The following is a 25,327-nucleotide window of genomic DNA, read 5'->3' as shown; positions in this document are numbered from 1 at the left end:
GCAGGAGCACGGCGCTTACTTGTTCGTTAGACGAGCGATAATATTCGCTAGCGCTTCTCCTGCTTCATCTATTTGTTCTTTCGTATTTGTTATACCAAAACTGAAACGGATGGAGTTACGCAGGCGTTCAGAGTCTTTGCCAAACATCGCGACGAGAACATGCGATGGCTCAATCGATCCTGCCGTACAAGCAGAACCGCTTGAAGCAGCGATACCGGCAAGATCTAAATTCACGAGCAATGACTCTACATCTGTTCCAGGAAAGCTTAAGTTTATCACGTGAGGCAGTGAACGTTCAAACGATCCGTTCACGGAAAATTCTACTTGTTTTTCCTTTAACAGCCGAGTCAGCTGCTCCTTAAATGCCAAGTAACGCTCTCTTTTTTCTTCCATAGAAACCATCGATAGCTCAATGGCTTTTCCAAAACCAGCGATCGCTGGCACATTTTCGGTTCCAGCTCTTCGTTTTCTCTCTTGCTCACCGCCAAGAAGGGCAGGTGTTAGTGTCAGTCCTTCTTTCGCATAGAGAAACCCCATTCCTTTTGGACCGTTAATTTTATGGCTGGATACCGATAACAAATCAATATGCTCGGTTTTTACATCGATGGAAACCATTCCGTACGCTTGTACAGCATCTGTGTGAAAAACCGCCTGATGCTCCTTTAGCAGCTCGCCAATCTCAGCAATTGGCTGAATGGTCCCTATCTCATTATTTCCATACATAATAGACACTAAAATGGTATCTTCCCGCAGAGCAGAAGCTAAATCCGATAGACGGATTCTCCCTTCTTCATCCACCGGCAAATACGTCACATCATATCCTTCTTTTTCAAGATATTCACACGTGTGCAGGACGGCATGATGCTCTACTGCCGAAGTAATAACGTGACGGCCACGATGTTTCATCGCTCGTGCTGTACCAACAATAGCTAAATTATCAGCTTCCGTTCCGCCGCTCGTGAAAATAATTTCATTAAAATCCGCTCCAATGCTTGCCGCCGCGGAGGTCCGCGCTGCATCGACAATTTGGCGTGATGCCCGGCCAAACGAGTGGATGCTTGACGGATTGCCAAATGTATCACTCATTTGTTTCATTACCGTTTCGATCACTTCTGGATGCATGGGAGTTGTTGCCGCATGGTCTAGGTAAATGCGTTCCATTCCGCTGATCTCTCCTTATATATAGAACATGTAAGCGTCGGATTGTCCGTTATCATCCGTATGCTTTGCTAAATCTTCGAGCGTTGTATTTTCAAGCACACCTTTAATCGCATCGCTAATTCTAATCCATAATTCACGTTTCGCCGGCTCTTCATCTTCAATCCCTTCTACGAGACTGATTGGTCCTTCGAGAACGCGAATAATGTCTCCGGCTGTAATGGTCTCCGGCTCTCTTCCAAGTACATATCCGCCATAAGCTCCGCGGATACTGCGAACAAGCCCAGAATTACGAAGCGGTGCAATTAACTGTTCAAGATAATGTTCAGATAAGTTATGGGCACCCGCAATGACTCTTAACGAAGTTGGACCTTCGCCATGTCGTTTTGCCAATTCAATCATAATCGTTAATCCGTATCTTCCTTTAGTTGAAATTCTCATATATTTACCCCCTGGTTATGATCTTTTTTCCATTCATTTACTCTGTTTATTAGTATATCCGAAAAACGCTGGCATTGCGGCAATGAAACTCCGACAGCCGTTCCCATTAACAAGCTAAATAGAAACGTGCCGAAATGAACGGGTCCGCCGATCAGCCAGGCAATGGCCAATACAATAAACTCCATTCCTCTCCGGATGCTGGATACTTTCCAGCCTGTCTTTTTCATTACAGCCAGCATAAAACTGTCCCGCGGTCCGGCGCCAAGCTGGGCGGAAATATAAAAAGACATCCCATAAGCCATCACGAAAATTCCCACGACAAACATGACGAGCTTCCCAATGAAGCTGTGAGGCGTTGTGATAATAGGCATCCACAAAAAGAAATCAATAAAAACACCAACAAGCACCATATTTAAATAAGCGCCCACTTGCGGCCATTCCCGCAAGTAAAAAGAAGCGGCTCCTAAAATCAAAAAACCGACGAGCACCGACCATGTGCCAACCGTCAGTCCAATTTGTTCATATAACCCTACATGAAGGGCATCCCAAGGTGTTGCGCCAAGGTTAGCGCGAATTAATAGCACGATTCCGAGAGACATAAATAAAAGGCCAATTGTAAAAATGATTAGCCGGATCACAATATTCCCCTGTTTGCTTATCTTCTCTTTTTTCATCCATTTTTCCCCTTATTGAATGGACTGCTTCATTACCTTTACTATAGTCAGCTTTTGCTATTATATCATAGAATTCAGGTCAAAAAACATGCTCTACTTTCATTTCCTATGATACAGTGAAGAAAAGAATTGAAACAAGAAATGAGGAATAGGCATGAAACCACTAGCTTTTCGGATGCGTCCACGAACAATTGAGGAAGTTGTCGGCCAGCAGCACTTAGTCGGCCGCGGAAAAATTATCGAGCGTATGGTGGCAGCTAAACAACTGTCTTCCATGATTTTATATGGTCCTCCGGGCATTGGCAAAACATCCATTGCCAGCGCAATCGCTGGCAGTACAAAATATGCCTTCCGCACATTGAATGCAGTAACAAGCAACAAGAAAGATATGGAAATTGTCGCGGCGGAAGCCAAAATGTCAGGAAAAGTGATCCTGCTTCTTGATGAAGTTCATCGGCTGGATAAGGGAAAGCAAGATTTTCTGCTTCCTTTTTTAGAAAATGGAGCAATTACGTTAATCGGGGCGACAACGAGCAATCCTTATCACGCTATTAATCCGGCGATCCGCAGCCGCTGTCAAATTTTCGAGCTAAAACCGCTGACACCGACAGAAATTGAAGACACTCTGAACCGGGCTCTGCAGGATAAGGAACGGGGCCTCGGCCATTATCATACAAAAATAGAAGAAAGCGCCCTTCAGCATTTCTCCCTAGCAAGCGGCGGTGATGTGCGCAGCTCGTTAAATGCACTAGAGCTCGCCGTTTTGTCTACACCTCCTAATGAAGAGAACGTAATTGTTATCACTCGTGAAATAGCAGAAGAATGTTTGCAAAAGAAAAGCTTTTCTCACGACAAAGATGGTGATGCCCATTATGATGTTATTAGCGCCTTTCAAAAATCAATTCGCGGCAGTGATGTGAACGCTGCTCTTCATTACCTTGCACGCTTAATCGAAGCCGGTGACTTGCCTAGCATAGCGAGAAGACTGCTTGTTACGGCCTACGAAGACGTTGGCCTTGCCAGCCCTCAAGCTGGACAGCGAACACTAGCTGCTGTGCAAACTGCAGAAAAGATTGGATTTCCGGAAGCCCGTATTCCTCTTGCGGCAGCCGTTATCGAACTTTGCTTGTCGCCCAAGTCCAATACAGCAATTACAGCAATTGATGCAGCCCTCTCTGATATCCGTGCCGGTAAAAGCGGTGACGTGCCCGATCACTTAAAAGACGCCCATTATACAGGCGCTAAAGAACTTGGCCGCGGCCTTGAATATAAGTATCCACATAACTATGACAGCGGCTGGGTGAAACAACAATACCTTCCAGATAGATTAAAGAATAAACGGTATTATGAACCGAAGCAAACCGGAAAGTTTGAACAAGCTTTATCGGGCATTTATGCAAAGATTGAAAAGGGAAAGTAACTCTCAAAAAAGGAGAAGATGCACAGGTAGCTCTTCTCCTTTTAAACTTGTCATACAACCTTGTTCCTTCCGATAAAATGATAAGAGTATCGGAAAAGGAGAGGTTACATGATGAGAACCTACGAGGAAACAGCCGCGTTTGAACATGCATTTTGGCTGCAAGTATTAGGCGACCACGCCCGGTTTATTCATGATTCGCTTGCTCCCCAAGAACAGCGAGACATCGAGCTGGCTCGTTATTTCATCCAAACCTTTGATCAACTGCTCGAAAGTGTGGCGGTTGAGCAAAGTCATTTAGTGGCTCTTAGCAGACTGGCTGATGAAGAAACCCAAAAACTAAGGGCCTTTAAACTCGATCTTATACGCAGACACCTGATCGGAAAGGTGTCTATCCATCTGGGACCAACGTTTATCAATCATATGGTGAATGAACTCGATGAGTATAGGCGGTTATTAAATGACTTGAAAGAAGGAAAGATTCCACCTGTTTATCATGCACTTCACCACCATTTGCTTTGGCTAATGGATGCAGCTGGCCATGCCGGTGCCATATCCGATAATATGGACCAAGTTGAAAAGAAAATAAAACAAAAAAGTAATAGCTTTACAAAAGATTTCGAAGCTTTTTACTTAAAGGCAGTAGAAATGACCGGCTTTTTACGGACGAACCTATCTTCCTTCCCTGCTTTAGCACGATTTAACGAAGATACCTCCCTTCAAATCAAGCTATTTATGAGCTTTCTTCAAGAAATTGAAGAATTAAGATTAAGTAAGGAAGCATTGGGAACATTTGCGCCGCTTATGGCTGATCATATGATGAGAGAAGAATGCTACTATTTAATGAAACTCGCTGAATCAACTGACCTTCAAGCACCGAACTGTAATCCTGCAAAACCACGGCTACAGGATTAACGATAGAAAAGCTGCTGATTTTTCACCTCAGCAGCTTTTTGTTATTCATATGCAAGCGGTTAAGCAGCGACATCTCTCTTTGTAAAGGTAACAAAGGCAAGCAGTTGAAAGACAACATAGTAAACCGCAAGCATAGCCAGTGAAAATCCAAGCGTCATACCGTCTACTAGCGTTTGCCCATTTTCATATTGCAGCAAGTTTGTATTCGCAAATAATAAATATTTTGCCCATTCATATTTCATAGCGATGAGCATCGTAACATTTGTACCGATGAATAGTAAAAATAGTGAGATACCGATAGCAAGAGAGCTGCTGCGGAAAACGGCTGAAATCATAAAGGCCATCGTCGCGAGCATAAACACATCCACTGACTTCATCAAATAAATTTTAAGCAAATATAAAAACATATTTTGCTCCACCACTTTCCCACCTTCGTATGCAAAATGCACAGAAGTTTCAGAGGAGCCAAAGAGAACAGCGCCAATTAAAGCAGATACAATGAACAACACTGAAATCATAAACAGTCCGAACAGGACAACGGCTGCATATTTAGAGAAAAGAATTTTCGGACGGCTGATGGGACGGATTAAAAGCATTTTTACTGTTCCCCACGTGTATTCGCCGGCCACGATCCCAGCAGCAATAATAATCATAAACAAACCGGCCAAGCTGAGTAATTGACTGTTTTCTTCAATAAAAGACCACGTGGTCATTTTCGTATCAGCCGGCAGATTATGTTCAAGTCGATACTCATTGATCTTTATTTGTTCTTGTAAATAGTCTTTATGGTCTTTTGACAAGTGAGTGCCTTCTGTCATTTCTTTTTCATAAGCTGCATTCTCTGCTTGCACAACTCGCTGCCAGCTAGCCGGTTCTTTTTGTCTGTTTTCATCGTACTTTGTAAATCCAGCAAACGTACAAGCCATCAGAATGAGAAGGCCAATCATGACATACGTGCCTGGCCGCTTGAAAATTTTAATCCATTCATTTTGAATTAAACGGATCATCAGCTCACCGCCCCCTGTTTTTCAGTTATTTCTAAAAATCTTTCTTCTAACGTTTTAGATAACAGTTTGACTTCATAGACTCTTATATTCTTAGAGGCGAGTAAGCGGACCAAGTCAGGAATTTGCTCTTTGTCTGCTTCAACAGATAGACTTTTGCCTGCTATTTTAACGCGAATATCCGGGAACGAAGCCGTCGTTAACTTAGCAGCTGTATCTGCATGGTCTACTTCAATCGAGTAAGCTTCACGGCCATCGTTCATCCAATCACGGACTGATTGAACATGAATGAGCCGGCCTTTTTGAATAATGCCAATCCGATCACACATCATTTCCATCTCTGATAGCAGATGGCTTGATACGATAACAGCCATCCCTTCCTTTTCTGCTAAATCACGAATATATTGGCGTATTTCTTTAATGCCTGCGGGATCGAGTCCATTTGTTGGTTCATCTAGGATTAAAATTTTCGGGCCGTGCAGCAATGATTGAGCGATGCCTAGACGCTGGCGCATACCGAGTGAATAGGTTTTCACTTTATCGTGAATACGGTCACTAAGCCCGACAAGCTGAACGACTTCATCAATTCTCTCTTTCGTGATGCCTTTTTGCATACGGGCATACTGCTGCAAATTTTGATAGCCTGTTAAAAATTTATACATCTCCGGGTTTTCGACAATGGCTCCAATGTGGCGAACAGCTTTTTCAAAATCCTTTTGAATACTGTGTCCGCAAATGACAATATCTCCTTCCGTCAGCTTCATCAGTCCAACCATCATCCGGATGGTTGTCGTTTTTCCCGCACCATTTGGACCGAGAAATCCAAAGACCTCACCGGCTCGGATGGTAAAGCTTAGCGAATCGATAATTTTCTTTCCTTTAATCATTTTCGAAACCTCTTTCAATTCTACTAACGCAGTCATAGTCGAGTCCCCTTTTAATAATTACTTTTTAGCCACTGGAGCACCGATAAGCCTTCTTCCTCACGGAGTGCTTCCACATGGCAGCGAGCATGCACCCGGCCCTCGTCTAAAATAATGGCTTCCTCGAGCACTGGCTCAATCTCCGTAATTTCATGAGTCGTAATGATCACTGTCTGCTTCCCAAAGTCAATAAAAGAAACGAGCCCTTTCACGATTGTGTCTCTTACCATCGGATCGAGCCCAAGAAACGGCTCATCCAGCAAAAGAACAGGCGCTTCACGTGATAAGACAAGCAATAATTTCAAGCGCCCTTGCTGTCCTTTTGATAATTTTGCTGTTTTTTGATGACGCTCAAGGCTCATAAATTCAAGCAGCTCTTCCGCTTTGTTCATAGAAAAGTCTTCGTACTGGGAAGCAAAAAATTGAATCATTTGCTCCACAGTTAAGCTGGGATAGAGCATTCCTTCGCTCGATAGATAAGCAACATCCCGGGCAATATGGCGATCTACTAGCCGGCCGTTAATCATGATTTCACCTTTTGATGGAAACACGAGACCTGCCGCCATTTTCATCATAGTAGATTTCCCACTTCCGTTTGGTCCGAGGATGCCATATATCTTGCCTGTTTCAAAGCGCAAATTAATGTCATGCAATGCTTTTCGCTTTCCATATTCCTTCGTCACATTTCTCAATTCAATCATTTTCAGCCCTCCCCTTCCCCATTAAAGCCTGTTCGACCGCTTCCGTGATCTCTCTGTCCTCCACACCAATACCTCGCATATTTTGTATAAACATCTCAATCATTTCTCGCTGAATTTCTGTTCTTAACTGCCTTTTCATCTCTATTTGTTCCGTCATAAACGTTCCCTGCCCTCTTTTTGTTTCTACTACTCCCATACGCTCTAGCTCCCCATATGTTCGTTGAATAGTATTTGGATTCACCCCGGACTGAATGGCCATCTCTCTCACAGATGGCAGCTTCTCACCCGGGCTGATCTCACCACGGACAAATTGCTGGATAATCCGGTCAGCAATCTGGCGGTAGATCGGTTTGGATGTTTGAAATTCTTCTGTCATGTTTTACACCTCTACTTTTCGATTGAGCAGCCAGGCAGCAGCTAAAAATAACGCAATATGAAAGAGTATGGAAAGAATGATCGGCCATATTTGAATATCACCGTTTTCTATTGAAAAATGCATTCCCCCTATTCCCCATGCCCTCGTTCCGGATTCACTAATATTGACTGTCCAGCTGGCAAACCATTTTTGAATGAATGGAATTTGCAGCAGCTTTGCCGTGATCCATTGAAAGAAGAGATAGACAGCAATCACAACGCCCCATCTTATTTTTTTTATGAACGGATAAGCATTGAGTGAATGGTAGACCGCCCAAAGAAACAATCCCCAAATGGTAAAATATAAAGCTCCTGCCGTCAGACCTATATTTAATAAAAATCCTTCTTTATAGGGTATTTCGCCTTCTGGAGTATTAATAAAGCCCTGTGGCAAAGCAATGTTTAACGAGATGAGCGCTAGAACATCCGCAAGTATTAAAGAAATGATGAAAAGGAAAAGGGACACGAGAATCTTTGAGAGCAATAACTTCACACCGCCCGCTGTACTATGCAGCCAATACTGCCCTTTTTCCTCAGCTTTAAGCAAAATCATTTCTGTAATTGGCAAAAGTGCTACGTGAAAAAAATAAATAAAAAAGAGAAACGGAAAAACAAGAAAAAATTCTCCGTAATAAGCCGCTACAGCAAGCCCACAGCCGTATACCGCTAAAACAAGAATGAGCCACAGCCAAGCATAGTTCTTAATAAGTAAAAAATCTTTCCTTAATAATCCTGGAAACATATAGAATCCCTCCGTGTACTGGTGTTCTAGTTAGATAGTACACTAGAACAACTTCTCATGTCAACAACATTTCTTATTTTTTCCAACAAATAAGAAAGCCGCCCATCTCTTCAGGCGGCTGCTCAATTATTAGTAAAAAGCTCTCTCCTGATTAAAGGAGAGAGCTTGCTTGCGATTATTCATTTATGCTTTTGCCAGCTTCTCCGGGCTTTTCATACCGTGTAGCGCCTCCGAAATGCAAGGATTGATCACGGTCGGATTCCACTTTCTTCTGGCTTCTAAGCTTTTTTTCTTGCCGGTCTTTTCCCATCTTGATCACCTCTAATTATAACGTTTCCAAGAGGGAAAGGTTTATACTCACTTTTCATCTTTTACCCGAGTGATTTTAATGTCCTTTAATAATTCTCTAACGACGTAGCTCGCCATAATCAATCCGCAAACTGATGGAACAAAGGCATTGGAAGATGGCGGCATTTTCGCTTTACGAATTTCTGCTTGATCGTTGCCAACCACTTTACGTACATCTTCGCGAATAACAATGGGACTCTCATCGGAAAATACGACTGGGATGCCTTTGCGAATGCCTTCTTTTCGTAAGCGGGTGCGAATCACTTTCGCAATAGGGTCTGTGTGAGTCTTCGAAATATCCGCAATTTGAAAACGGGTTGGGTCCATTTTATTAGCTGCTCCCATGCTGGAAATAATCGGGATATTGCGCTTCAGACACTCTTTCATTAAATGTATTTTATAAGAAATCGTATCAGAGGCATCCACTACAAAATCCAAATCATATTGAAAAAAGTCTTCGTATGTTTCTTCTGTGTAAAACATATTTAGTGTAATCACTTCACACTCCGGGTTAATATCTGCAATGCGCTGCTTCATTACCTCTGCTTTTGGCTGTCCAACGGTTGACAGTAAAGCAGGCAGCTGGCGATTAACATTCGTAATGTCAATCGTATCTTTATCTACAAGCACAAGCCGTCCCACACCTGAACGAGCGAGCGCTTCAACGGAAAATGAGCCAACGCCGCCAATACCGAGGATGGCCACTGTACTATTTTTTAAAATATCGAGCCCTTCTTGTCCAAAGGCAAGTTCATTTCTTGAAAATTGATGCAGCATGAATAGGATCACTCCATAACATTAATAATATATTGTTATCTTTTCAGATAGGATTAATCTTACTTGAAAATAATCGTTCATTCAATGTTTTCCCCATTTTCTCCAATAAAAAAACAGTCTCTTGTGACAAGAGACTGTAAATGATATTAGATATAGAGGGGAAATCCCGATCGTGCCGTCCTATGAATCTATATGTTTTGAACCCGCTCTAGGCAGGTGGGTGCCCTGCAGTAAACTTTGTAAGTCCTCGCAAGGGAGGCGTGTACGCCATTTACAAACCCGAGCTCCCGTAACATACATTGTTCGGTCAAAACAGATAGTGAAAATAAACGGACACATCAGGACTTCCCTTCGTTGAAACTATCATAACATACGCAAATATCGTTTTCAACTTTCAATTGTCTAAATATTTAAAATTTACTTTTTCGCTGTTTGACGAATAGCTAAATGCAATTCTTCCAGCTGACCGGAGCTTACTTCACTTGGAGCATCCATTAATAGATCGCTTGCACTTGCTGTTTTCGGGAAAGCAATCGTATCGCGCAGGTTTGTACGGCCTGACAGCAGCATAACCATCCGGTCGAGTCCGAGCGCAATCCCGCCATGTGGAGGTGTTCCATATTCAAACGCATCAAGCAAGAAGCCAAATTGCTCTTTTGCTTCTTCTGGTGTAAAGCCTAGCACTTCAAACATTTTTTCTTGAATATCACGCTCGAAAATCCGAATAGAACCGCCACCGAGTTCATATCCATTTAACACGATATCATAAGCTTGCGCCCGTACTTTTTCTGGCTCATCGTTTAGAAGCGGCAGATCGTCACGAACTGGCATTGTAAATGGATGGTGAGCAGCAAAATAGCGTTTTGCATCTTCATCATATTCAAGAAGCGGCCAATCTGTTACCCAAAGGAAGTTGAATTTATTTTCATCGATTAACCCAAGATCTTTTCCAAGCTTCAGACGAAGTGCTCCAAGCGCATCCGCTACGACTGATTTTTTATCTGCTACAAATAGCAGTAAGTCTCCTGCTTCTGCTTCAGCAGAAGAAATCAGGCCGTTTTGCTCTTCTTCAGAGAAGAATTTAGCGATTGGCCCTTTCAAGCCGTCTGCTTCTACTTTCATCCAAGCAAGCCCTTTTGCTCCATAAATAGCAGCAAACTCTGTCAAGGCATCGATATCTTTACGGGAGTAGGTCGTGCCGCCATTCTTCACATTGATCAGCTTCACTTGTCCGCCGCTCTCAACAGCACCAGCGAATACTTTAAAGCCTGAACCCTTTACTTGCTCTGATACATCCACTAATTCCATACCAAAGCGAGTATCTGGTTTGTCAGAACCGAAACGGCTCATCGCTTCATCATACGTTATGCGCGGGAATGCATCAGTTATTTCAACGCCCTTTACGCGTTTCATAACACGCTTCAGCATTTCCTCTGCCATAGCCATAATATCTTCTTGGCTCATAAAGCTTGCTTCAATATCGATTTGTGTAAATTCTGGCTGACGATCTGCACGTAAATCTTCATCACGGAAACAGCGGGCAATTTGATAATAACGATCAAAGCCAGATACCATTAATAATTGCTTGAAAATTTGCGGCGATTGCGGTAGCGCATAGAATTCTCCGCCATGCACACGGCTCGGTACTAAATAATCGCGCGCTCCCTCTGGTGTACTCTTCGTTAAAATCGGTGTTTCAACATCAAGGAATCCTTCTTCATCGAGGTAGTCACGAACGGTTTTAGTAATATCACTGCGCATTTTAAATGTTTCATACATAACTGGACGGCGTAAATCCATATAGCGATATTTTAAGCGAATATCCTCTGATACTTCTGTTGTATCTTCAATTGGGAACGGAGGCGTCTTTGCCTCGCTTAAAATCGTCACTTCATTTACTTGAATTTCAATTTTTCCAGTCTCAATATTTTCATTCACTGTGCTCTCATCACGAGCAATAACGGTTCCTTGAATATCTAATACATATTCATTCCGGATTTTTTCTGCTATTGCCAGTGCTTCCGCAGACGTTTCAGAATCAAATACGATTTGTACAATGCCCGTACGGTCGCGAAGATCGATAAAGATAACTCCACCTAAATCTCTACGACGCTGCACCCAGCCTTTTAATGTTACTTGTTCTCCAATTTGCCGCTCTGAAATCTTTCCGCATTCATACGATCTGCCAAACATTTATTTTTCCTCCATCTTCTTCTGTAATGTATCAACGAAGTGTTCAAGCATAACTTCTTGCTGCTCACCTGTTTCCATATCTTTTAATGTAATTTTATTTTCTTTTAGCTCATCCTCACCAAGGATAGCCACAAATTTTGCTTGCAGGCGGTCTGCTGCTTTAAATTGTGCTTTCATTTTCCGGTTCTGGTAATCGCGTTCCGCTTTCATTCCCGCTTTTCGCAGATCATGAACGAGTTTTACTGTGTAATCTCTTGCTTCATCTCCAAGAGAGGCGATGTAACAATCAAGACGATTAGTTTCTTCCCATTCAATGCTTTCCGCTTCCATCGCGGCAAGAAATCTTTCCATACTAAAGGCAAAGCCGATGCCTGGTACGTCCGGACCGCCCATTTGGCTAACGAGCCCATTATAGCGGCCACCGCCGCACAACGTCGTAATCGCCCCAAATCCCTCTGCCTGGCTCATAATTTCAAAGGCAGTGTGATTATAGTAATCAAGTCCGCGAACGAGCGTTGGATCCACTACAAACTCAATGTCAAGTGCTGATAAATACTGCTGCACTTTTTCAAAATATGTACGGGAATACTCGTTTAGGTAATCGAGAATAGACGGAGCCGATTTCATTAATTCGTGATCACGGTCTTTCTTACAATCCAAAATACGCATCGGATTTTTCTCCAAGCGGCTTTGGCAGTCTTCACAAAACTCGCCAATCCGTGGCTGAAAATGCTGGATAAGCGCTTCTCTATGAGCTACACGGCTTTCTGTGTCACCTAGTGAATTCACAACAAGCTGAATTTTACGCAAACCTGCCGTGCGATAAATGTCCATAACAAGCGCTATGACTTCCGCATCAATTGCCGGATCTTCACTGCCGATCGCTTCGACGCCAAATTGCACAAACTGGCGGTAACGTCCTGACTGCGGGCGTTCATAACGGAACATCGGGCCCTTATAGTACAGCTTCACTGGCTGATTAGGATCACCGAACATTTTATTTTCTACAAATGAACGGACGACTGCCGCTGTTCCTTCCGGACGGAGAGTTAAACTACGGCCTCCGCGATCCGTAAATGTGTACATTTCCTTTTGAACAATATCCGTCGTATCCCCTACACCACGCTGAAACAATTCAGTATGCTCAAAAATAGGTGTCCGTATTTCTTTGTACTGATAATTTCGGCAAATGTCGGTAGCAATTCTCTCAAGGTGCTGCCACTTCTCTACTGTTCCAGGTAAAATATCCTGCGTACCGCGTGGAATGTTGACACTCATGATTATTCCTCCTTCAATTCTAATTTCAGGTGTTTTTTTCCAAATAAAAAAACTCTTCATCCCTGAAATAAGGGACGAGAGTTTTTTTCCCGTGGTACCACCCTAGTTAAAACGGATTCTCCGCTTTCACTTTTCAGCTAACGCCTGTTCGCGTTTCCTCCTACTAAAAGCATCGCTTCTTTCAAAGGAAAACCTCCGGAGTGTTCATTCATTATGGTGCTGACGGGAACGGCTCTCAGCCACGGCCTTTCCTCTCTGAACGTGCGATCCTTAATTACTTTTCTCCATCATAGGTCTTGTCATTTAATTGTTAACAAAGGGAAAGCGGGAGTTTCAATTCACTATCGCGCTGAACAAGCGCCTTCCGCTTTTCTCTGTCCAGCTGCAGGCGCTAGCGCGTACGGCTGTTTCGGTCTGTCTGCTGGAGTCAAAGAACGACTCCTTCAGCCATTCCTCCAACCTCCTATCGCGCTGATCGAGCGCCTTCCGCTTTTCGTTATACTATCAATGTTCCTATTATAAAAAACTTTACGAGCGCATTCAAGTTTCTTTTTCACAACTTTCCGCATATATTCGGCTTTTTGTCTGCCTTTTCCTAAAAAGGCGGACCTTTTTCTCAATTTCAGAAAAATGAGGGAAAGAAACACCAATTCGTGAAAGAGATGCTAAAATAAGACGTGAATTTATTTATTTTGAAGGCGGTGGATTATGGAAAGAAAGATACTTAGTTTAATAGTGGCTTTTGCTTTGCTGTTGAGCCTTTTACCAACTGTTATGGTTGCTGCGGAAGGAACTCAGCACACAATAGAAATTGCCGTAAACAAAGCAAATGTCCGCAGCGAACCGAGCATGTCTGCGAGCTTAGTTGGACAAGCCGAGCGCGGCAAGCGGTATACAATATTAAAGGAAAAATACGACTGGTACCAAATTCAGCTTGCAAACGGAACTAAAGGATGGGTGGCTGGTTATATTGTCAAAAAAGCCGGGGCTTCCTTCCAAAGGGATGAGCAAGGACAAGTGAAAAGCATCTCAACAAACAGATCCGCAACGGTCTTGGCTGATGATTTAAACGTTCGCAATGAGCCTTCTCTGTCGGCCGATGTGATTGGCAAATTGCATATTGGCGATCAGGTACCTGTTGAGAAAGTGCAAAATGACTGGGTACATATTCGGTACAAAGGACAAGCTGCTTGGGTCAGCCGGCAATTTGTCCGAGTAGCATCAAATGATCAAGAGCAAGCAGCTAGCAAAAATGAAGCGGCTGCGGATGGCTTTGCCGTTATTTTATACAATGGGACAAACCTTCGTTCCGATGCCAGTACATCCTCTTCTATTGTAGCACGGGGATCACAAGGAGAGCGTTATCCTATTCATGCCCGAGTTGGTGATTGGTATAAAATCAGTCTTTCAAGCGGCCAACAGGCTTTTGTAGCTAGCTGGGTCGTGTCCGTCAACGGAGAAGCTGGTTCCGAAAGCTCTTCATCGGAGCCGGCTGCTAATCATACTCCAGGGCTGCGAGGAAAAACCATTATTTTAGATCCAGGACATGGCGGCGTTGATGCTGGTACGACTGGTATGCAAGGAACATTTGAGAAGTTTATCACATTAAAAACGGCTGATCGCCTATACAATAAACTTCGTCAAGCTGGGGCAAACGTCATATTGACTCGTTCCGACGATCAATATGTCTCGCTTCCTTCACGGGTTGCTATAGCCAGATATCACCATGCAGACGCATTCATTAGTCTTCACTACGATAGCACTCATCAAGTTGGCGCAAACGGGTTTACTACGTATTATTACCATAATAATCATAAACAACTCGCTAAAAATGTAAATGATAAGCTTGACCAGTCGCTGCCTATGAAAAATCGCGGTGTCCGCCGCGGTGATTATTATGTTCTTCGTGAGAATAGCCAGCCCGCTATTCTGCTGGAGCTAGGCTACTTAAGCAATCCACAGGAAGCAACAGCCGTTGTGACAAATCCTTATCAGGAATTAATCACGAACGGAGTCTATAACGGATTAAGTTCTTATTTTAACGATTAATCAAAACAAGCAGCCTAATAATCATTAGGCTGCTTGTTTAGTATGGCTGAATTAATTGCCATTTAGTTGCTTTCTAATATAAAAGTGACAGGGCCGTCATTGATTAGAGCGACATCCATCATCGCACCGAATTCGCCGGTTTCCACATGGATGCCTTTTTCTCTAAGCAATTCATTAAACCGATCGTATACTTTCTCAGCCTGTTCTCCTTTGGCTGCGTTCATAAAGTTAGGGCGGCGTCCTTTGCGGCAATCACCGTATAAAGTAAATTGGGAAACAGATAAAATAGAACCTCCAACGTCAAGCAGTGAACGGTTCATCTTTCCCTCTTCATCTTCAAAGATTCGCAAATGGACAATTTTCTCGGCTAAATAAGCGGCTTCTGCTTCCCCGTCCTCATGAGTAACACCGACGAGAAGAACAAGGCCGCTGTCAATTTGGCCTACTATTTTTCCTTCTACAGTGACAGAAGCCTCTTTGCTTCTTTGTAAAACAACTCTCATTCTTTAAAACACCCTTAATTTAAAATTCTGTGCACGGAGTAAATGTCAGGAATTTGCTTAATACGTTCCACTACTTTGTGCAAATGACTTATATTGTGAATATAGATGGCCATGTCAATTTTTGCGACTTTATTGCGATCCGATCTTCCAGAAACAGTAGATATATTTGTTTTCGTTTCACTGACAGCCTGCAAGACTTCATTCAATAGGCCTTGACGATCATAACCAGAAATTTCAATTTCCACTGTGTATTCTTTTTGATCGGCTGCACCGCTCTCCCACTCTACCTCGATCAGACGGTCTGTTGATTCTTCATCATTTACATTTGGGCAATCGGCACGGTGGACAGATACTCCGCGTCCTTTCGTAATGTAGCCGACGATCTCGTCTCCAGGCACGGGATTACAGCAGCGAGATAGACGAATAAGCAAGTTATCAATGCCTTTTACAGTCACACCCGAATTTTTCTTGGAATGCGATGGCGAAGAAGCCGGTTTTAAATCTTTTAAAGATTCTTCTATAATGGCTTCTTGATCTCTCATTTTCCGCAGCTTTTCAGTTAGACGATTGACGACCTGCAAAGCTGTGATGCCATTGTATCCAACAGCTGCATACATATCCTCTTCATTAGCAAAATTAAACTTCTCAGCGACACGCTTCACGTTTTCAGGCGTGATGACTTCCTTTACATCAAAGTCCATATTTTTAATTTCTCTTTCGACTTGTTCGCGGCCTTTAATCACATTTTCTTCACGGTTTTGCTTCTTGAAAAATTGTTTGATTTTATTTTTAGCCTGAGAGGTCTGGGCCATTTTCAACCAGTCTTTGCTTGGACCATATGAATGCTTGGACGTTAAGATTTCAACGATGTCCCCTGTTTGAAGCTTATAATCAAGTGTAACCATTTTTCCATTTACTTTGGCACCAATTGTTTTATTGCCGATTTCTGAATGAATTCGGTAGGCAAAATCAAGAGGCACTGATCCTTTTGGAAGTTCAAGTACATCTCCTTTTGGAGTGAAAATAAAGACCATGTCAGAGAAGAAATCAATCTTCAATGATTCCATAAACTCTTCTGCGTCCGCAGAATCGTTTTGATACTCCATAATTTCGCGGAACCAGGACAATTTCTTATCAAAAGAACCTTTGTCATCAACTGTTTTTCCTTCTTTGTATGCCCAATGAGCTGCTACCCCGTATTCAGCGATGTTGTGCATGTCCTTCGTACGAATTTGCACTTCGAGCGGGTCCCCTTTTGGACCGATTACTGTCGTATGCAGCGATTGATACATATTCGTTTTTGGCATAGCGATATAGTCCTTAAACCGTCCCGGCATTGGCTTCCAGCATGTGTGAATAATGCCGAGCACCGCATAACAATCTTTAATGCTGTCCACAATTACCCGAACAGCCAGCAAGTCATAAATTTCGTTAAATTGCTTATGCTGAAGGGCCATTTTACGATAAATGCTGTAAATATGCTTTGGTCTTCCAGACAGGTCCGCTTTAATGGAAATTTCATCAAGGCGTGTTTTTACATCATGAATGACTTCCTCTAGGTATTGCTCACGCTCTGCACGCTTGCGCTTCATTAAATTGACAATTCGATAATATTGCTGGGGATTTAAATAACGAAGAGCTATATCTTCTAACTCCCATTTGATTTTTGAAATACCTAAACGGTGAGCGAGCGGTGCAAAAATTTCCAGTGTTTCGTTCGCGATGCGCCGCTGTTTTTCATGAGGAAGGTGCTTTAATGTCCGCATGTTGTGTAAACGGTCTGCCAATTTAATTAAAATCACGCGAATATCCTGCGCCATCGCTACAAACATTTTTCGATGATTTTCTGCCTGCTGTTCTTCTTTGGATTTATATTTAATTTTTCCGAGCTTCGTCACACCATCTACAAGCATAGCGACTTCTTTTCCAAAGGCTTCTTCCATATCTTCTAGTGTGATGTCTGTATCTTCCACAACATCATGTAAAAAACCGGCTGCTACAGTGGCCGGATCCATTTTTAAATCAGCCAGTATCCCTGCAACTTGAATCGGGTGAATAATGTAAGGCTCCCCTGATTTGCGATACTGGTCTTTATGCGCTTCCTTAGCGTATTGATAGGCTTTTTCTACGAGTTTGACGTGTTCTTCGTTTAAATAGCCTCTCACCTTCTCAATCACTTCGTCGGCAGTCAATACCCGATCTTTTGCCATATATTTACTCACCTTTGCCATCTATTAAATATTTTTGTTCCTTCTAAAAGATTCTAATAGTTCTTATTATCGAAAAAAAATAAGCAGATGTAAAGATATCTTGCTCATTTTCTAAAGAAAATGAAAAAGAATGTCGAAAATATTCAATTTATTTTCAGAATTTTGTTAAATGAATCCTCTTTTAACAAAGCAAGTATAAAAAAACAGGCACTGTCAACAGTGCCTATTTTTTATTTTATTCGTAAGGAATTAATGTTAATACGTCATAGCCATCTAATTTACTGCGGCCATCTAGGTAAGAAAGCTCCACTAAGAACGCAATGCCTGCTACAACCCCGCCAAGTTGTTCTACGAGCTTAATGGTCGCTTCAATCGTACCGCCTGTAGCAAGCAGATCATCTGTAATCAATACACGCTGTCCTGGTTTCACCGCATCTTTATGAATTGTCAAGACGTCGTCTCCGTACTCTTTTCCATAGGTTACTTTCACTGTTTCGCGTGGAAGCTTTCCTTCTTTACGTACAGGAGCAAAGCCAACGCCAAGCGCATAAGCGACCGGACAGCCGACAATAAAGCCACGGGCTTCAGGACCGACGATTAAATCAATTTTTCTTTCTTTAGCATATTCGACAATTTGATCTGTCGCGTAGCGGAAAGCTTCGCCATTGTCCATTAGCGGCGTAATATCTTTAAATTTAATGCCCGGCTTTGGCCAATCCGGTACAATTTTAATATACGGTTTTAAATCCATGATTCAACTTCCTCCTCATTATTAACAGGGGCATTCACATGCTTATCCAGCCAAGACTTTAATTCTTGGCACGAAGAATAGAGCAGCTGATTCTCCAGTTCAAGTTGCATTTTCTTATTTTGATAAGATGGGGATTCATTTAAATCCCGCTTAGGAGCTTGACCATTTAAATAAATAACTCCTTCATTTATTGTAACAAAGTCAAGTTCAAAAAACACTTGTGACATAAAATCAATCGTTTCCCGCGACCAGCCGCGATGGTGAGCAAGTTGATCACCGTGCTTTTTTAAGTCAAAGCTTCTTCTCTTTAACAAGAAAGCATAAAACCATTTAAAATGTTCTCTCGTCGGCATGGTGCTGAAAAAATGGCTGTCCTTTTGATAAAAATGAGCATAAATACGTTCTGGACAGCCCGTTTGCAGCAACGCTTTCACTGTTTCTTCCTCCAAGGGGAAATCAATTAACACAATATTTTTCCCATCGATCGACATTTGCGCCGCTTCTTCTTTTCCGCTGACATATACCGTCTCCGAATCAAATTTCTCTAAATTTAATTCAGCAGCTGTCTCTTCTTTAAAAGTAATGAACAGGCGTTCTTTTGGCACTTCACTGATCCAGCGTTCAAACTGCCGATGCCCCCTTACGTCAAATAACTGCCAATGATCGACCCGAAGATCTTTCAAAAATAATTGAGGCTTCCGAATATTGTTCCATTCATTAACAGACAGCTCGCCAATAGCCGATACTTTTGATAATGGCGCAATATGATCGGCATAGTGTCCAAGACCAAAACCAATGCTGTCAAGTGAACCTCCAGTGCTTTCCAATTGAAGCTTTAAATGCGTTTTATCAGAACCAATCTTACGAATCGTTGAAAAATCCACTTTCTCGATCAGCACTTGCGGTTTCGGATTACTCATTCCGTAAGGTGCCAGCATATTTAGCTCTTCAATAACAGGCAGACTTACCTGTTCCAGCGGCACTACGGCATCAAGTTCGGTAACAGGGATGAAATCTTCAGCAGATAGCTGTTCTTTCGCTAATGAACAAAGCCGCTCTCTCAACTCATCGACATCGGATAACTCTAATGTCATTCCGGCTGCCATCGGATGGCCTCCGAAGTGAGGAAGCAGTTCTCGGCATTTAGATAAATTCTTAAATAAATCAAATCCTGCAATACTTCTCGCTGATCCCTTTGCCTTGTTTGTTTCCGGATCAAAGCTAAGCACGATAGCCGGCCGGTAAAACGTCTCTACCAATTTAGAAGCCACAATGCCAATCACACCAGCATTCCAATTTTCTTTGCCGACAACGATAACAGGATATGCTTCAGGCGGATAATGTGTTTCCACCATCTCAATCGCTTCCTTAGCAATCTCTGAAACAATCATTTGACGCTCTTTGTTCATCGCATCAATGTCTTGAGCTAGCTCATTGGCCTCTGTACGATCTTTTGTCAGCATTAAATCAACGGCCGGAGCTGCATCAGCGAGACGGCCTGCCGCGTTAATACGGGGAGCGATCATAAAGCCCACAGTTTCTTCATCTACTGCAGCTGGCTTTGTAGAAGTTAAATGTAAAAGTGCCTCAATGCCTGGACGCAAAGTTTGCCGCAGCTTTTTAAGACCCGCTTTAGCGATCGTTCGGTTTTCTCCTGTTAAAGGAACAAGATCTGCAATTGTCCCAATCGCCGCTAAGTCAAGCAAATGCTCTGGCAAGTATCCGTATAGCGCATGAGCCACCTTAAAAGCCACCCCAACACCCGCTAAATAAGGAAATGGATAGTTCCCTCCCGGAAGTTTTGGATGGATAATCGCTAATGCCTGCGGAAGCTCTGGGCCCGGCTCATGATGATCCGTAATAATCAAATCCATGCCAAGCTCAGCGGCCACAGCCGCTTCCTTCACTGCCGCAATTCCCGTATCTACAGTGATGATGAGCTGATACCCCTGTTCCTTCGCCAAACGAAAAGCTGGCTCATTTGGTCCGTATCCTTCTGTAAAGCGATTAGGAATATAAAAATCTACCTTCGCTCCTAAATCTGTTAACACCGTCATCATGACAGACGTACTGCTGACGCCATCTGCATCGTAATCTCCAAAAATTAAAATAGGCTCTTCATGTTCAATCGCCTGATGAATTCGATCGCTCGCTTCTTTCATTCCGTTGAACAAAAACGGATCGTGAAATTCATTTCCTTTATCATATAAAAAATTCCGCGCTGCATCCGTCTCCGTTATTCCTCTATTGATCAACAAAGAGGCCAACAGCGGGCTGATATCCAATTGTTCTGCCAATTGATCCCGCACTCTCTCGTCTGTATTTCGGACGATCCAGCGGGTTTTTGATTTTAACATACTGTCACCCCTCAGCCTTACTATTATACAGGAGTAAAAAATGGGATTCAATGTAGGCGTTTATTTTCGTTCAAAAAGAAGAAACTCCTTTGCTCTATTCATGAGTACGTTTACCGGTATGAAAGCAGAAAAAAACGGCCTAAAATCTTCATTTCAGGCCGTTTGAAAGGTTGAATGCCGTTGCCGCTTACTTTCCGTCAGGAGCCATCCGTTTCACTTGGTCTACGCTATGATTTTCCCGTCTCTCTAGTTTCAAATCGTGCAATTCTTCTTTTAATTTTTCAATTTGATGAATAAGCACGTTATTTTGCCGTTTCAAGCCAATTGTACGAAACAGGCTGACGAGCCAAGTAATAACGCCTCCCATTAGGACTGAAGCCATAATGACGAGAACGAGCGGCCACTCCGCTTGCCCCAATATATAGTTTACCCTTACAGGATCAACGTTAACAATGGCAAACACGGCTACGATCAGAGCGAATAAAATAACGAGCAGCAAGGTCGATTGTGTTTTCATGCAGGCCCCTCCTTTTCAGCTATTTCTTTTCTTCTGTATCCGGTTGATCTGGGTTAATGTGAATAAAGGCATCTTGAACATCAGGAAGGGCAAGCAGCTTCTTCTTAACTTGCTTTCCGACTCGATGTCCTTCTTCCACCGTCATGAAAGGATCTACTGCTATCTTTAAATCTATAATCACATAGTGTCCTTGATCGCGGGCATACAAGGAATTAATCTTTCTCACAGCAGGAACAGATAAAATAGCTTCTTTAAAGATTCCTGTGTCTTCTTCATGCAGAACGTGATCTAACGTATTGTGAATCGATTCTTTGCCAACTGTCCAGGCGATCTTTAACACGAGCAGCGAAACGAGAAGACCGGCGACTGGATCGGCGTATATAAGCCAGTCTATTCCCAGTTTTCCACCCAACATGGCTGCCCCAATCCCAATGAGTGCAGCGATAGACGAATACACATCCGAACGATGCTCATAAGCGTTGGCAATTAAAGCATTACTCTTTATTCTTTTTCCCAAACGGTACTTATATTGAAACATCGCTTCTTTGACAATAATAGAAAAAAGAACAGCGTAAACGGCAATCGCTTTTGGAGGTTCGATTGCCTGAAAAAAAGCTCTTACCGACGAAATACCAATTTCAAAACCAACAAGAATGAGCAAAACGGCTACGATAATCGCCGAAATAGATTCTGCCTTGCCGTGTCCATACGGGTGATCTTCATCTGGAGGGCGCTTGGCAGCCCGGAGTCCAATCCACACAGCTAGTGAACCAGCCACATCAGAAGCTGAATGGGCAGCATCTGCAAGGAGCGCCCGACTGTTCCCAATCATTCCGCCTATTCCTTTCAGAATCGCTAAAAAAATGTTCCCCACAATCCCAACCATTGCCGCAAACTCTGCTTTCTTAAACCTTTCTTCTTTCTCCATCTGACGGCCTCCTCCATTTTCTCTACCGTTATTATGAACAATCCGTTGAAGATTCATGAAAAAGTACCGGTATCGTTGATTGAAACCATAAAAAAAGCCTTTTGGCGTTTACTACAACGTAAACGCCAAAAGGCTTTTAATTTGAAATCAAATGGAACGTGCGGCCGTTTCCGCTTTCCTTGGCTAGCTGCAGGCGCTAGCGCTTACGCTGATTTCGCTCCCTCTGTCGGAGTCTAAGAAACGACTCCTCGTCGAGAGCTCCAATCCACTATCGCGCTGATCGAGCGCCTTCCGCTTTTCTTTACACTTGTGGTTCGTCGCTCCATTGTTTTTTCTCTTTGTAGGTGACGATGGATCCTTTTTTCTTCAACTCTTTTTTCTTCCAGATCAACCATAGCTGGGCGGCAATAAAGAGGGAAGAATACACGCCTGAAAGCAAACCGATGAGAAGGGCAATCGAGAAGTTACGGATTGATTCACTTCCGAATAGAAGCAAGGCAACGACAGCGATAACAACCGTCAAGACAGTATTAACGGAGCGCGTAAACGTTTGACGCAAGCTGACATTGACAATGTCTTCAAGTTCCTTCGCTGTTTTAATTTTGCGTCTCTTCGCCATGTTTTCACGCATCCGGTCAAAGGTAACAATCGTGTCATTAATGGAATAACCGATGATCGTCAGAACAGCAGCGATAAAGGTAATGTCCACTTCAAGACGTGTCAGACTGAAAATCGCTACGATGAAAAAGGCGTCATATAGCAAGGAAACAATGGCTCCGAGTGCCATATAAATTTCAAAACGGATCGTTACGTACAAAATGATCCCTACAGACGCGATAACAAGAGCAATGACCGCATTTTTTGCAAGCTCTTTTCCAATGACTGGCGAAACCGTACTAATATTCGGCTCACTGCCATACTTTTTAGCGAAGTGTGCTTTTACCTCGGCTACTTTATCTTGAGAAAAGGACTCTTTAAAACGGGCAACCCCCACGTTTTTCTTTTCTCCCGAAAGAACGATATCGTCAGTAGAAAGCCCGACTTCTTTTAATTCATTCTTCACAACCTCTTCAGTCAACGGCTTGCTAGACATAATTTCCATCCGTGTTCCGCTTGAAAAGTCAATTCCTAGGTTTAAACGGAATAGAGCCAGGACAATCATGCCCGCAATAATGGTAATGGCTGAAAAAGCGAAAAATTTATTATGATGCTTAACAAAGTCAAGCTTGTCAAAGCGGGTCGGTAAATCGATCGTATCATAGTTCTCGTTAATGTTTTTAATATCTTTTTGGTGAACACCAAACCAGCCTGGCTTGTCCTTTAACCAGTTGCTTTGGACAAACAAACTGAGCAGCAGGCGGGAACCCCAAATAGCCGTAATAAAGCTCACAAGAATACTGACAATGAGTGTTGTCGCAAACCCTTTAACGGAGCTTGTTCCGAAATAGAATAGAACGGCCCCTGCTAAAATAGTCGTTAAGTTGGCATCAAGAATCGTTAGGAAGGAACTTTTATTTCCTTCTTTAAAAGCGGCCCTGATCGAGCGGCCTACTTTGATTTCTTCCCTAATCCGTTCATACGTAATAATATTAGCATCAACTGCCATCCCAACCCCAAGAATTAAAGCAGCAATGCCCGGCAGTGTTAAGACAACATTCATCCAGTCAAAAACTAATAAAATTAAATAAACGTAGACTGAAAGAGTAATGGCGGCAATAAATCCTGGCAGACGGTAATAAAAAATCATGAACAAGAAGATAAGGGCGATCCCAACAATTCCAGCGAGGATCATGTCATTCAGTGCTTTTTCCCCAAATTGCGCTCCGACAGAAGTCGAATACACTTCATTCAATTTCACTGGCAATGCCCCTGCATTTAATAAAGACGCAAGGTTCTGCGCTTCCTCAACTGTAAAATTCCCTTCGATTGTCACTTCATCCGTATTAAATACTTGACTAACATTTGGAGCGGATAAGAACTTAGGAGATTTCTGTTGAATTTCTTTTTGGAAAGAATCTTTTCCTTCTTCAAAATCGAGCCAAATGACGAGCTGGTTGTTCGGCGCCATGTTCAGAACATGCTCTGTCACTTCTTTAAATTTCTTGCTGCTTTTCAGCTTTAGTGCAACGTTAGGCGCTCCTTGCTGCGTAAATGACTGCTTAGCGCCGCCTTCTGCAAGGTCACTTCCGTCCATCATGAGCTTATCGTTCGCATCGCGGAAAGATAAATTTGCTTGCGTGGAAAGCATTTTTCGTGCTTCCGTTTGATCTTCTACACCAGCAAGCTGAACACGAATACGGTTACCTTCTTCAATTTGAATACTCGGTTCACTTACACCGAGAGCATTCACCCGTTTATCAAGTGCATCTGCTGTGTTTTTCACGACTTCCTGCGTAATCTTTTGGCCTGGTTTCGCCGGCTTTACTTCATAGAGCACTTCAAATCCGCCTTGAAGGTCAAGACCGAGTTTTATATTGTTGACAATATCCTTCGTCGTAAGCCCGATTGCACTTGCAAGCAACAGTACAATAAGAAAAAAGGCTACGATCCGGCTGCGTTTTACCATTGCACAACTTCCTCCTTAATTCAATTCATCTCTAAAAACAAAAAAATGATAGCTGATTGATTAAAAAAATTCTGGTAGAAGGATACCAGAATTCCTTAACAAAACTATTATGAAGCAGAATATAACGACTGTCAATTTTGCTCAATTTTTTTCGTTCCGAGCAATTCCCGCAACTCTTCTTCGTTCACTTCTTCAAACCAGTTCGGCGAACGATATGCTTCGATCGTTGCATAATTCATATAGTCTCCCGGCATGATGGATAGAATATCAGCAACCAGTTCGTATACGTGCACGTCTTCTGCCGGCTTTCGCCACTTTTTCACTGTTAAGTACTTCCATAAAGAAGGAATATCAATGGTCCCGTAATTTAACAGCCGAAACTCTTCCACCTTGCTCTTTAGTACCGGCAGCAGGTATTGAAAATACTTGTCATATGGGTGTATTTCCGCCATTCTTTCCAT

At 42.8% G+C, this 25,327-nt stretch carries 24 protein-coding genes, 1 other RNA gene and 1 other annotated feature; of the genes, 4 read left to right on the top strand and 21 right to left on the bottom strand.

Annotation, left to right across the window (positions count from 1 at the left end; translation table 11 throughout):
• Positions 1-15: 15 nt before the first annotated feature.
• Genes A8F95_RS01750 through A8F95_RS01740 form a run of 3 tightly spaced genes read right to left on the bottom strand, consistent with a single transcriptional unit; the run spans position 16 to position 2,273 of the window.
• Positions 16-1,161, bottom strand: coding sequence for a cysteine desulfurase family protein (locus tag A8F95_RS01750; protein WP_065408965.1), 1,146 nt, complete (start codon positions 1,159-1,161; stop codon positions 16-18).
• 15 nt (positions 1,162-1,176) lie between these two features.
• Positions 1,177-1,599, bottom strand: a complete 423-nt coding sequence (gene cymR, locus A8F95_RS01745) for a cysteine metabolism transcriptional regulator CymR (protein WP_065408964.1) — start codon at positions 1,597-1,599, stop codon at positions 1,177-1,179.
• A complete protein-coding gene (locus tag A8F95_RS01740) occupies positions 1,596-2,273 on the bottom strand; it encodes a YczE/YyaS/YitT family protein (RefSeq protein ID WP_065408963.1) in 678 nt (225 codons plus the stop codon). The genes cymR and A8F95_RS01740 overlap by 4 nt, the downstream gene beginning before the upstream one ends.
• A 154-nt stretch (positions 2,274-2,427) precedes the next feature.
• Here A8F95_RS01740 and A8F95_RS01735 point away from each other — a divergent pair, with 154 nt between their 5' ends.
• Both A8F95_RS01735 and A8F95_RS01730 read left to right on the top strand, forming a co-directional pair.
• Positions 2,428-3,693 carry a replication-associated recombination protein A gene (locus tag A8F95_RS01735; RefSeq protein WP_065408962.1) on the top strand — a complete coding sequence of 422 codons (1,266 nt, stop codon included), beginning with the start codon at positions 2,428-2,430 and terminating at the stop codon, positions 3,691-3,693.
• A gap of 111 nt (positions 3,694-3,804) precedes the next feature.
• Positions 3,805-4,605, top strand: coding sequence for a DUF2935 domain-containing protein (locus A8F95_RS01730; protein WP_065409427.1), 801 nt, complete (start codon positions 3,805-3,807; stop codon positions 4,603-4,605).
• A gap of 59 nt (positions 4,606-4,664) precedes the next feature.
• Here A8F95_RS01730 and A8F95_RS01725 read toward each other — a convergent pair whose 3' ends face one another.
• From A8F95_RS01725 to hisS, 10 genes are all read right to left on the bottom strand, one after another.
• Positions 4,665-5,612: an ABC transporter permease gene (locus A8F95_RS01725; RefSeq protein ID WP_065408961.1), complete on the bottom strand. Its 948-nt coding sequence runs from the start codon at positions 5,610-5,612 to the stop codon at positions 4,665-4,667.
• Positions 5,612-6,532 (bottom strand): ABC transporter ATP-binding protein, encoded by a 921-nt coding sequence (locus A8F95_RS01720; protein WP_065408960.1) that lies wholly within the window; start codon positions 6,530-6,532, stop codon positions 5,612-5,614. The genes A8F95_RS01725 and A8F95_RS01720 overlap by 1 nt, the downstream gene beginning before the upstream one ends.
• Before the next feature lie 14 nt (positions 6,533-6,546).
• Positions 6,547-7,233 (bottom strand): ABC transporter ATP-binding protein, encoded by a 687-nt coding sequence (locus A8F95_RS01715; protein WP_065408959.1) that lies wholly within the window; start codon positions 7,231-7,233, stop codon positions 6,547-6,549.
• Positions 7,226-7,609 (bottom strand): GntR family transcriptional regulator, encoded by a 384-nt coding sequence (locus A8F95_RS01710; protein WP_065408958.1) that lies wholly within the window; start codon positions 7,607-7,609, stop codon positions 7,226-7,228. The genes A8F95_RS01715 and A8F95_RS01710 overlap by 8 nt, the downstream gene beginning before the upstream one ends.
• A gap of 3 nt (positions 7,610-7,612) precedes the next feature.
• The gene (locus A8F95_RS01705; protein WP_065408957.1) at positions 7,613-8,389 is read right to left on the bottom strand and encodes a hypothetical protein; all 777 of its coding nucleotides are present in this window, start codon (positions 8,387-8,389) and stop codon (positions 7,613-7,615) included.
• A gap of 175 nt (positions 8,390-8,564) precedes the next feature.
• On the bottom strand, positions 8,565-8,699 hold the full coding sequence (locus tag A8F95_RS01700) for a YpzI family protein (RefSeq protein WP_065408956.1): 135 nt from the start codon (positions 8,697-8,699) through the stop codon (positions 8,565-8,567).
• Positions 8,700-8,746: 47 nt separating this feature from the next.
• The gene (locus A8F95_RS01695; protein WP_065408955.1) at positions 8,747-9,514 is read right to left on the bottom strand and encodes a tRNA threonylcarbamoyladenosine dehydratase; all 768 of its coding nucleotides are present in this window, start codon (positions 9,512-9,514) and stop codon (positions 8,747-8,749) included.
• A gap of 159 nt (positions 9,515-9,673) precedes the next feature.
• Positions 9,674-9,862, bottom strand: a non-coding RNA gene (gene ssrS, locus A8F95_RS01690) — 6S RNA.
• Between the two features lie 69 nt (positions 9,863-9,931).
• The gene (gene aspS, locus A8F95_RS01685; RefSeq protein ID WP_065408954.1) at positions 9,932-11,707 is read right to left on the bottom strand and encodes an aspartate--tRNA ligase; all 1,776 of its coding nucleotides are present in this window, start codon (positions 11,705-11,707) and stop codon (positions 9,932-9,934) included.
• Positions 11,708-12,985 (bottom strand): histidine--tRNA ligase, encoded by a 1,278-nt coding sequence (gene hisS, locus A8F95_RS01680; protein ID WP_065408953.1) that lies wholly within the window; start codon positions 12,983-12,985, stop codon positions 11,708-11,710.
• Between the two features lie 67 nt (positions 12,986-13,052).
• Positions 13,053-13,285, bottom strand: a binding site (T-box leader).
• Between the two features lie 408 nt (positions 13,286-13,693).
• On the opposite strand from hisS, the gene A8F95_RS01675 reads away from it, so the two are divergent.
• The gene (locus A8F95_RS01675; RefSeq protein ID WP_065408952.1) at positions 13,694-15,034 is read left to right on the top strand and encodes an N-acetylmuramoyl-L-alanine amidase family protein; all 1,341 of its coding nucleotides are present in this window, start codon (positions 13,694-13,696) and stop codon (positions 15,032-15,034) included.
• Positions 15,035-15,096: 62 nt separating this feature from the next.
• Here A8F95_RS01675 and dtd read toward each other — a convergent pair whose 3' ends face one another.
• The 6 genes from dtd to A8F95_RS01645 all read right to left on the bottom strand — a co-directional run bounded on the left by dtd (position 15,097) and on the right by A8F95_RS01645 (position 22,300).
• Positions 15,097-15,537: a D-aminoacyl-tRNA deacylase gene (gene dtd, locus A8F95_RS01670; RefSeq protein WP_065408951.1), complete on the bottom strand. Its 441-nt coding sequence runs from the start codon at positions 15,535-15,537 to the stop codon at positions 15,097-15,099.
• A gap of 14 nt (positions 15,538-15,551) precedes the next feature.
• Positions 15,552-17,747 (bottom strand): RelA/SpoT family protein, encoded by a 2,196-nt coding sequence (locus tag A8F95_RS01665; protein WP_065408950.1) that lies wholly within the window; start codon positions 17,745-17,747, stop codon positions 15,552-15,554.
• A 235-nt stretch (positions 17,748-17,982) separates the two neighbouring features.
• Entirely contained in the window at positions 17,983-18,498 is a 516-nt protein-coding gene (locus tag A8F95_RS01660) for an adenine phosphoribosyltransferase (RefSeq protein WP_049663381.1), read from the bottom strand.
• On the bottom strand, positions 18,489-20,855 hold the full coding sequence (gene recJ, locus A8F95_RS01655; protein WP_065408949.1) for a single-stranded-DNA-specific exonuclease RecJ: 2,367 nt from the start codon (positions 20,853-20,855) through the stop codon (positions 18,489-18,491). The genes A8F95_RS01660 and recJ overlap by 10 nt, the downstream gene beginning before the upstream one ends.
• 187 nt (positions 20,856-21,042) lie before the next feature.
• Complete coding sequence (locus A8F95_RS01650) at positions 21,043-21,372, bottom strand: LapA family protein (RefSeq protein WP_065408948.1); 330 nt, start codon at positions 21,370-21,372, stop codon at positions 21,043-21,045.
• 19 nt (positions 21,373-21,391) lie between these two features.
• Positions 21,392-22,300 carry a cation diffusion facilitator family transporter gene (locus A8F95_RS01645; RefSeq protein WP_065408947.1) on the bottom strand — a complete coding sequence of 303 codons (909 nt, stop codon included), beginning with the start codon at positions 22,298-22,300 and terminating at the stop codon, positions 21,392-21,394.
• Between the two features lie 33 nt (positions 22,301-22,333).
• Here A8F95_RS01645 and A8F95_RS22805 point away from each other — a divergent pair, with 33 nt between their 5' ends.
• On the top strand, positions 22,334-22,537 hold the full coding sequence (locus tag A8F95_RS22805; protein WP_141676206.1) for a hypothetical protein: 204 nt from the start codon (positions 22,334-22,336) through the stop codon (positions 22,535-22,537).
• A 64-nt stretch (positions 22,538-22,601) separates the two neighbouring features.
• Here the strand turns inward: A8F95_RS22805 and secDF are convergent, their stop codons facing one another.
• Together secDF and A8F95_RS01635 are read right to left on the bottom strand one after the other, a co-directional pair.
• A complete protein-coding gene (secDF, locus tag A8F95_RS01640) occupies positions 22,602-24,866 on the bottom strand; it encodes a protein translocase subunit SecDF (RefSeq protein WP_065408946.1) in 2,265 nt (754 codons plus the stop codon).
• 131 nt (positions 24,867-24,997) lie between these two features.
• Positions 24,998-25,318, bottom strand: a complete 321-nt coding sequence (locus A8F95_RS01635) for a post-transcriptional regulator (RefSeq protein WP_065408945.1) — start codon at positions 25,316-25,318, stop codon at positions 24,998-25,000.
• Positions 25,319-25,327: the final 9 nt, after the last annotated feature.

The organism is Pseudobacillus wudalianchiensis, from assembly GCF_001685015.1.
Taxonomy (GTDB): Bacteria; Bacillota; Bacilli; order Bacillales; family Domibacillaceae; genus Pseudobacillus; species Pseudobacillus wudalianchiensis.
The sequence above is the reverse complement of the archived record's forward strand: the minus strand, read 5'-3'. Positions and strand labels throughout refer to the sequence as shown.

Bases quoted from the DNA above. Each gene is read 5' to 3' on its own strand.
- A8F95_RS01750 (WP_065408965.1), bottom strand. From the start codon at position 1,161: ATGGAACGCATTTACCTAGACCATGCGGCAACAACTCCCATGCATCCA.
- cymR (WP_065408964.1), bottom strand. From the start codon at position 1,599: ATGAGAATTTCAACTAAAGGAAGATACGGATTAACGATTATGATTGAA.
- A8F95_RS01740 (WP_065408963.1), bottom strand. From the start codon at position 2,273: ATGAAAAAAGAGAAGATAAGCAAACAGGGGAATATTGTGATCCGGCTA.
- A8F95_RS01735 (WP_065408962.1), top strand. From the start codon at position 2,428: ATGAAACCACTAGCTTTTCGGATGCGTCCACGAACAATTGAGGAAGTT.
- A8F95_RS01730 (WP_065409427.1), top strand. From the start codon at position 3,805: ATGAGAACCTACGAGGAAACAGCCGCGTTTGAACATGCATTTTGGCTG.
- A8F95_RS01725 (WP_065408961.1), bottom strand. From the start codon at position 5,612: ATGATCCGTTTAATTCAAAATGAATGGATTAAAATTTTCAAGCGGCCA.
- A8F95_RS01720 (WP_065408960.1), bottom strand. From the start codon at position 6,532: ATGACTGCGTTAGTAGAATTGAAAGAGGTTTCGAAAATGATTAAAGGA.
- A8F95_RS01715 (WP_065408959.1), bottom strand. From the start codon at position 7,233: ATGATTGAATTGAGAAATGTGACGAAGGAATATGGAAAGCGAAAAGCA.
- A8F95_RS01710 (WP_065408958.1), bottom strand. From the start codon at position 7,609: ATGACAGAAGAATTTCAAACATCCAAACCGATCTACCGCCAGATTGCT.
- A8F95_RS01705 (WP_065408957.1), bottom strand. From the start codon at position 8,389: ATGTTTCCAGGATTATTAAGGAAAGATTTTTTACTTATTAAGAACTAT.
- A8F95_RS01700 (WP_065408956.1), bottom strand. From the start codon at position 8,699: ATGGGAAAAGACCGGCAAGAAAAAAAGCTTAGAAGCCAGAAGAAAGTG.
- A8F95_RS01695 (WP_065408955.1), bottom strand. From the start codon at position 9,514: ATGCTGCATCAATTTTCAAGAAATGAACTTGCCTTTGGACAAGAAGGG.
- aspS (WP_065408954.1), bottom strand. From the start codon at position 11,707: ATGTTTGGCAGATCGTATGAATGCGGAAAGATTTCAGAGCGGCAAATT.
- hisS (WP_065408953.1), bottom strand. From the start codon at position 12,985: ATGAGTGTCAACATTCCACGCGGTACGCAGGATATTTTACCTGGAACA.
- A8F95_RS01675 (WP_065408952.1), top strand. From the start codon at position 13,694: ATGGAAAGAAAGATACTTAGTTTAATAGTGGCTTTTGCTTTGCTGTTG.
- dtd (WP_065408951.1), bottom strand. From the start codon at position 15,537: ATGAGAGTTGTTTTACAAAGAAGCAAAGAGGCTTCTGTCACTGTAGAA.
- A8F95_RS01665 (WP_065408950.1), bottom strand. From the start codon at position 17,747: ATGGCAAAAGATCGGGTATTGACTGCCGACGAAGTGATTGAGAAGGTG.
- A8F95_RS01660 (WP_049663381.1), bottom strand. From the start codon at position 18,498: ATGGATTTAAAACCGTATATTAAAATTGTACCGGATTGGCCAAAGCCG.
- recJ (WP_065408949.1), bottom strand. From the start codon at position 20,855: ATGTTAAAATCAAAAACCCGCTGGATCGTCCGAAATACAGACGAGAGA.
- A8F95_RS01650 (WP_065408948.1), bottom strand. From the start codon at position 21,372: ATGAAAACACAATCGACCTTGCTGCTCGTTATTTTATTCGCTCTGATC.
- A8F95_RS01645 (WP_065408947.1), bottom strand. From the start codon at position 22,300: ATGGAGAAAGAAGAAAGGTTTAAGAAAGCAGAGTTTGCGGCAATGGTT.
- A8F95_RS22805 (WP_141676206.1), top strand. From the start codon at position 22,334: ATGAACAATCCGTTGAAGATTCATGAAAAAGTACCGGTATCGTTGATT.
- secDF (WP_065408946.1), bottom strand. From the start codon at position 24,866: ATGGTAAAACGCAGCCGGATCGTAGCCTTTTTTCTTATTGTACTGTTG.
- A8F95_RS01635 (WP_065408945.1), bottom strand. From the start codon at position 25,318: ATGGCGGAAATACACCCATATGACAAGTATTTTCAATACCTGCTGCCG.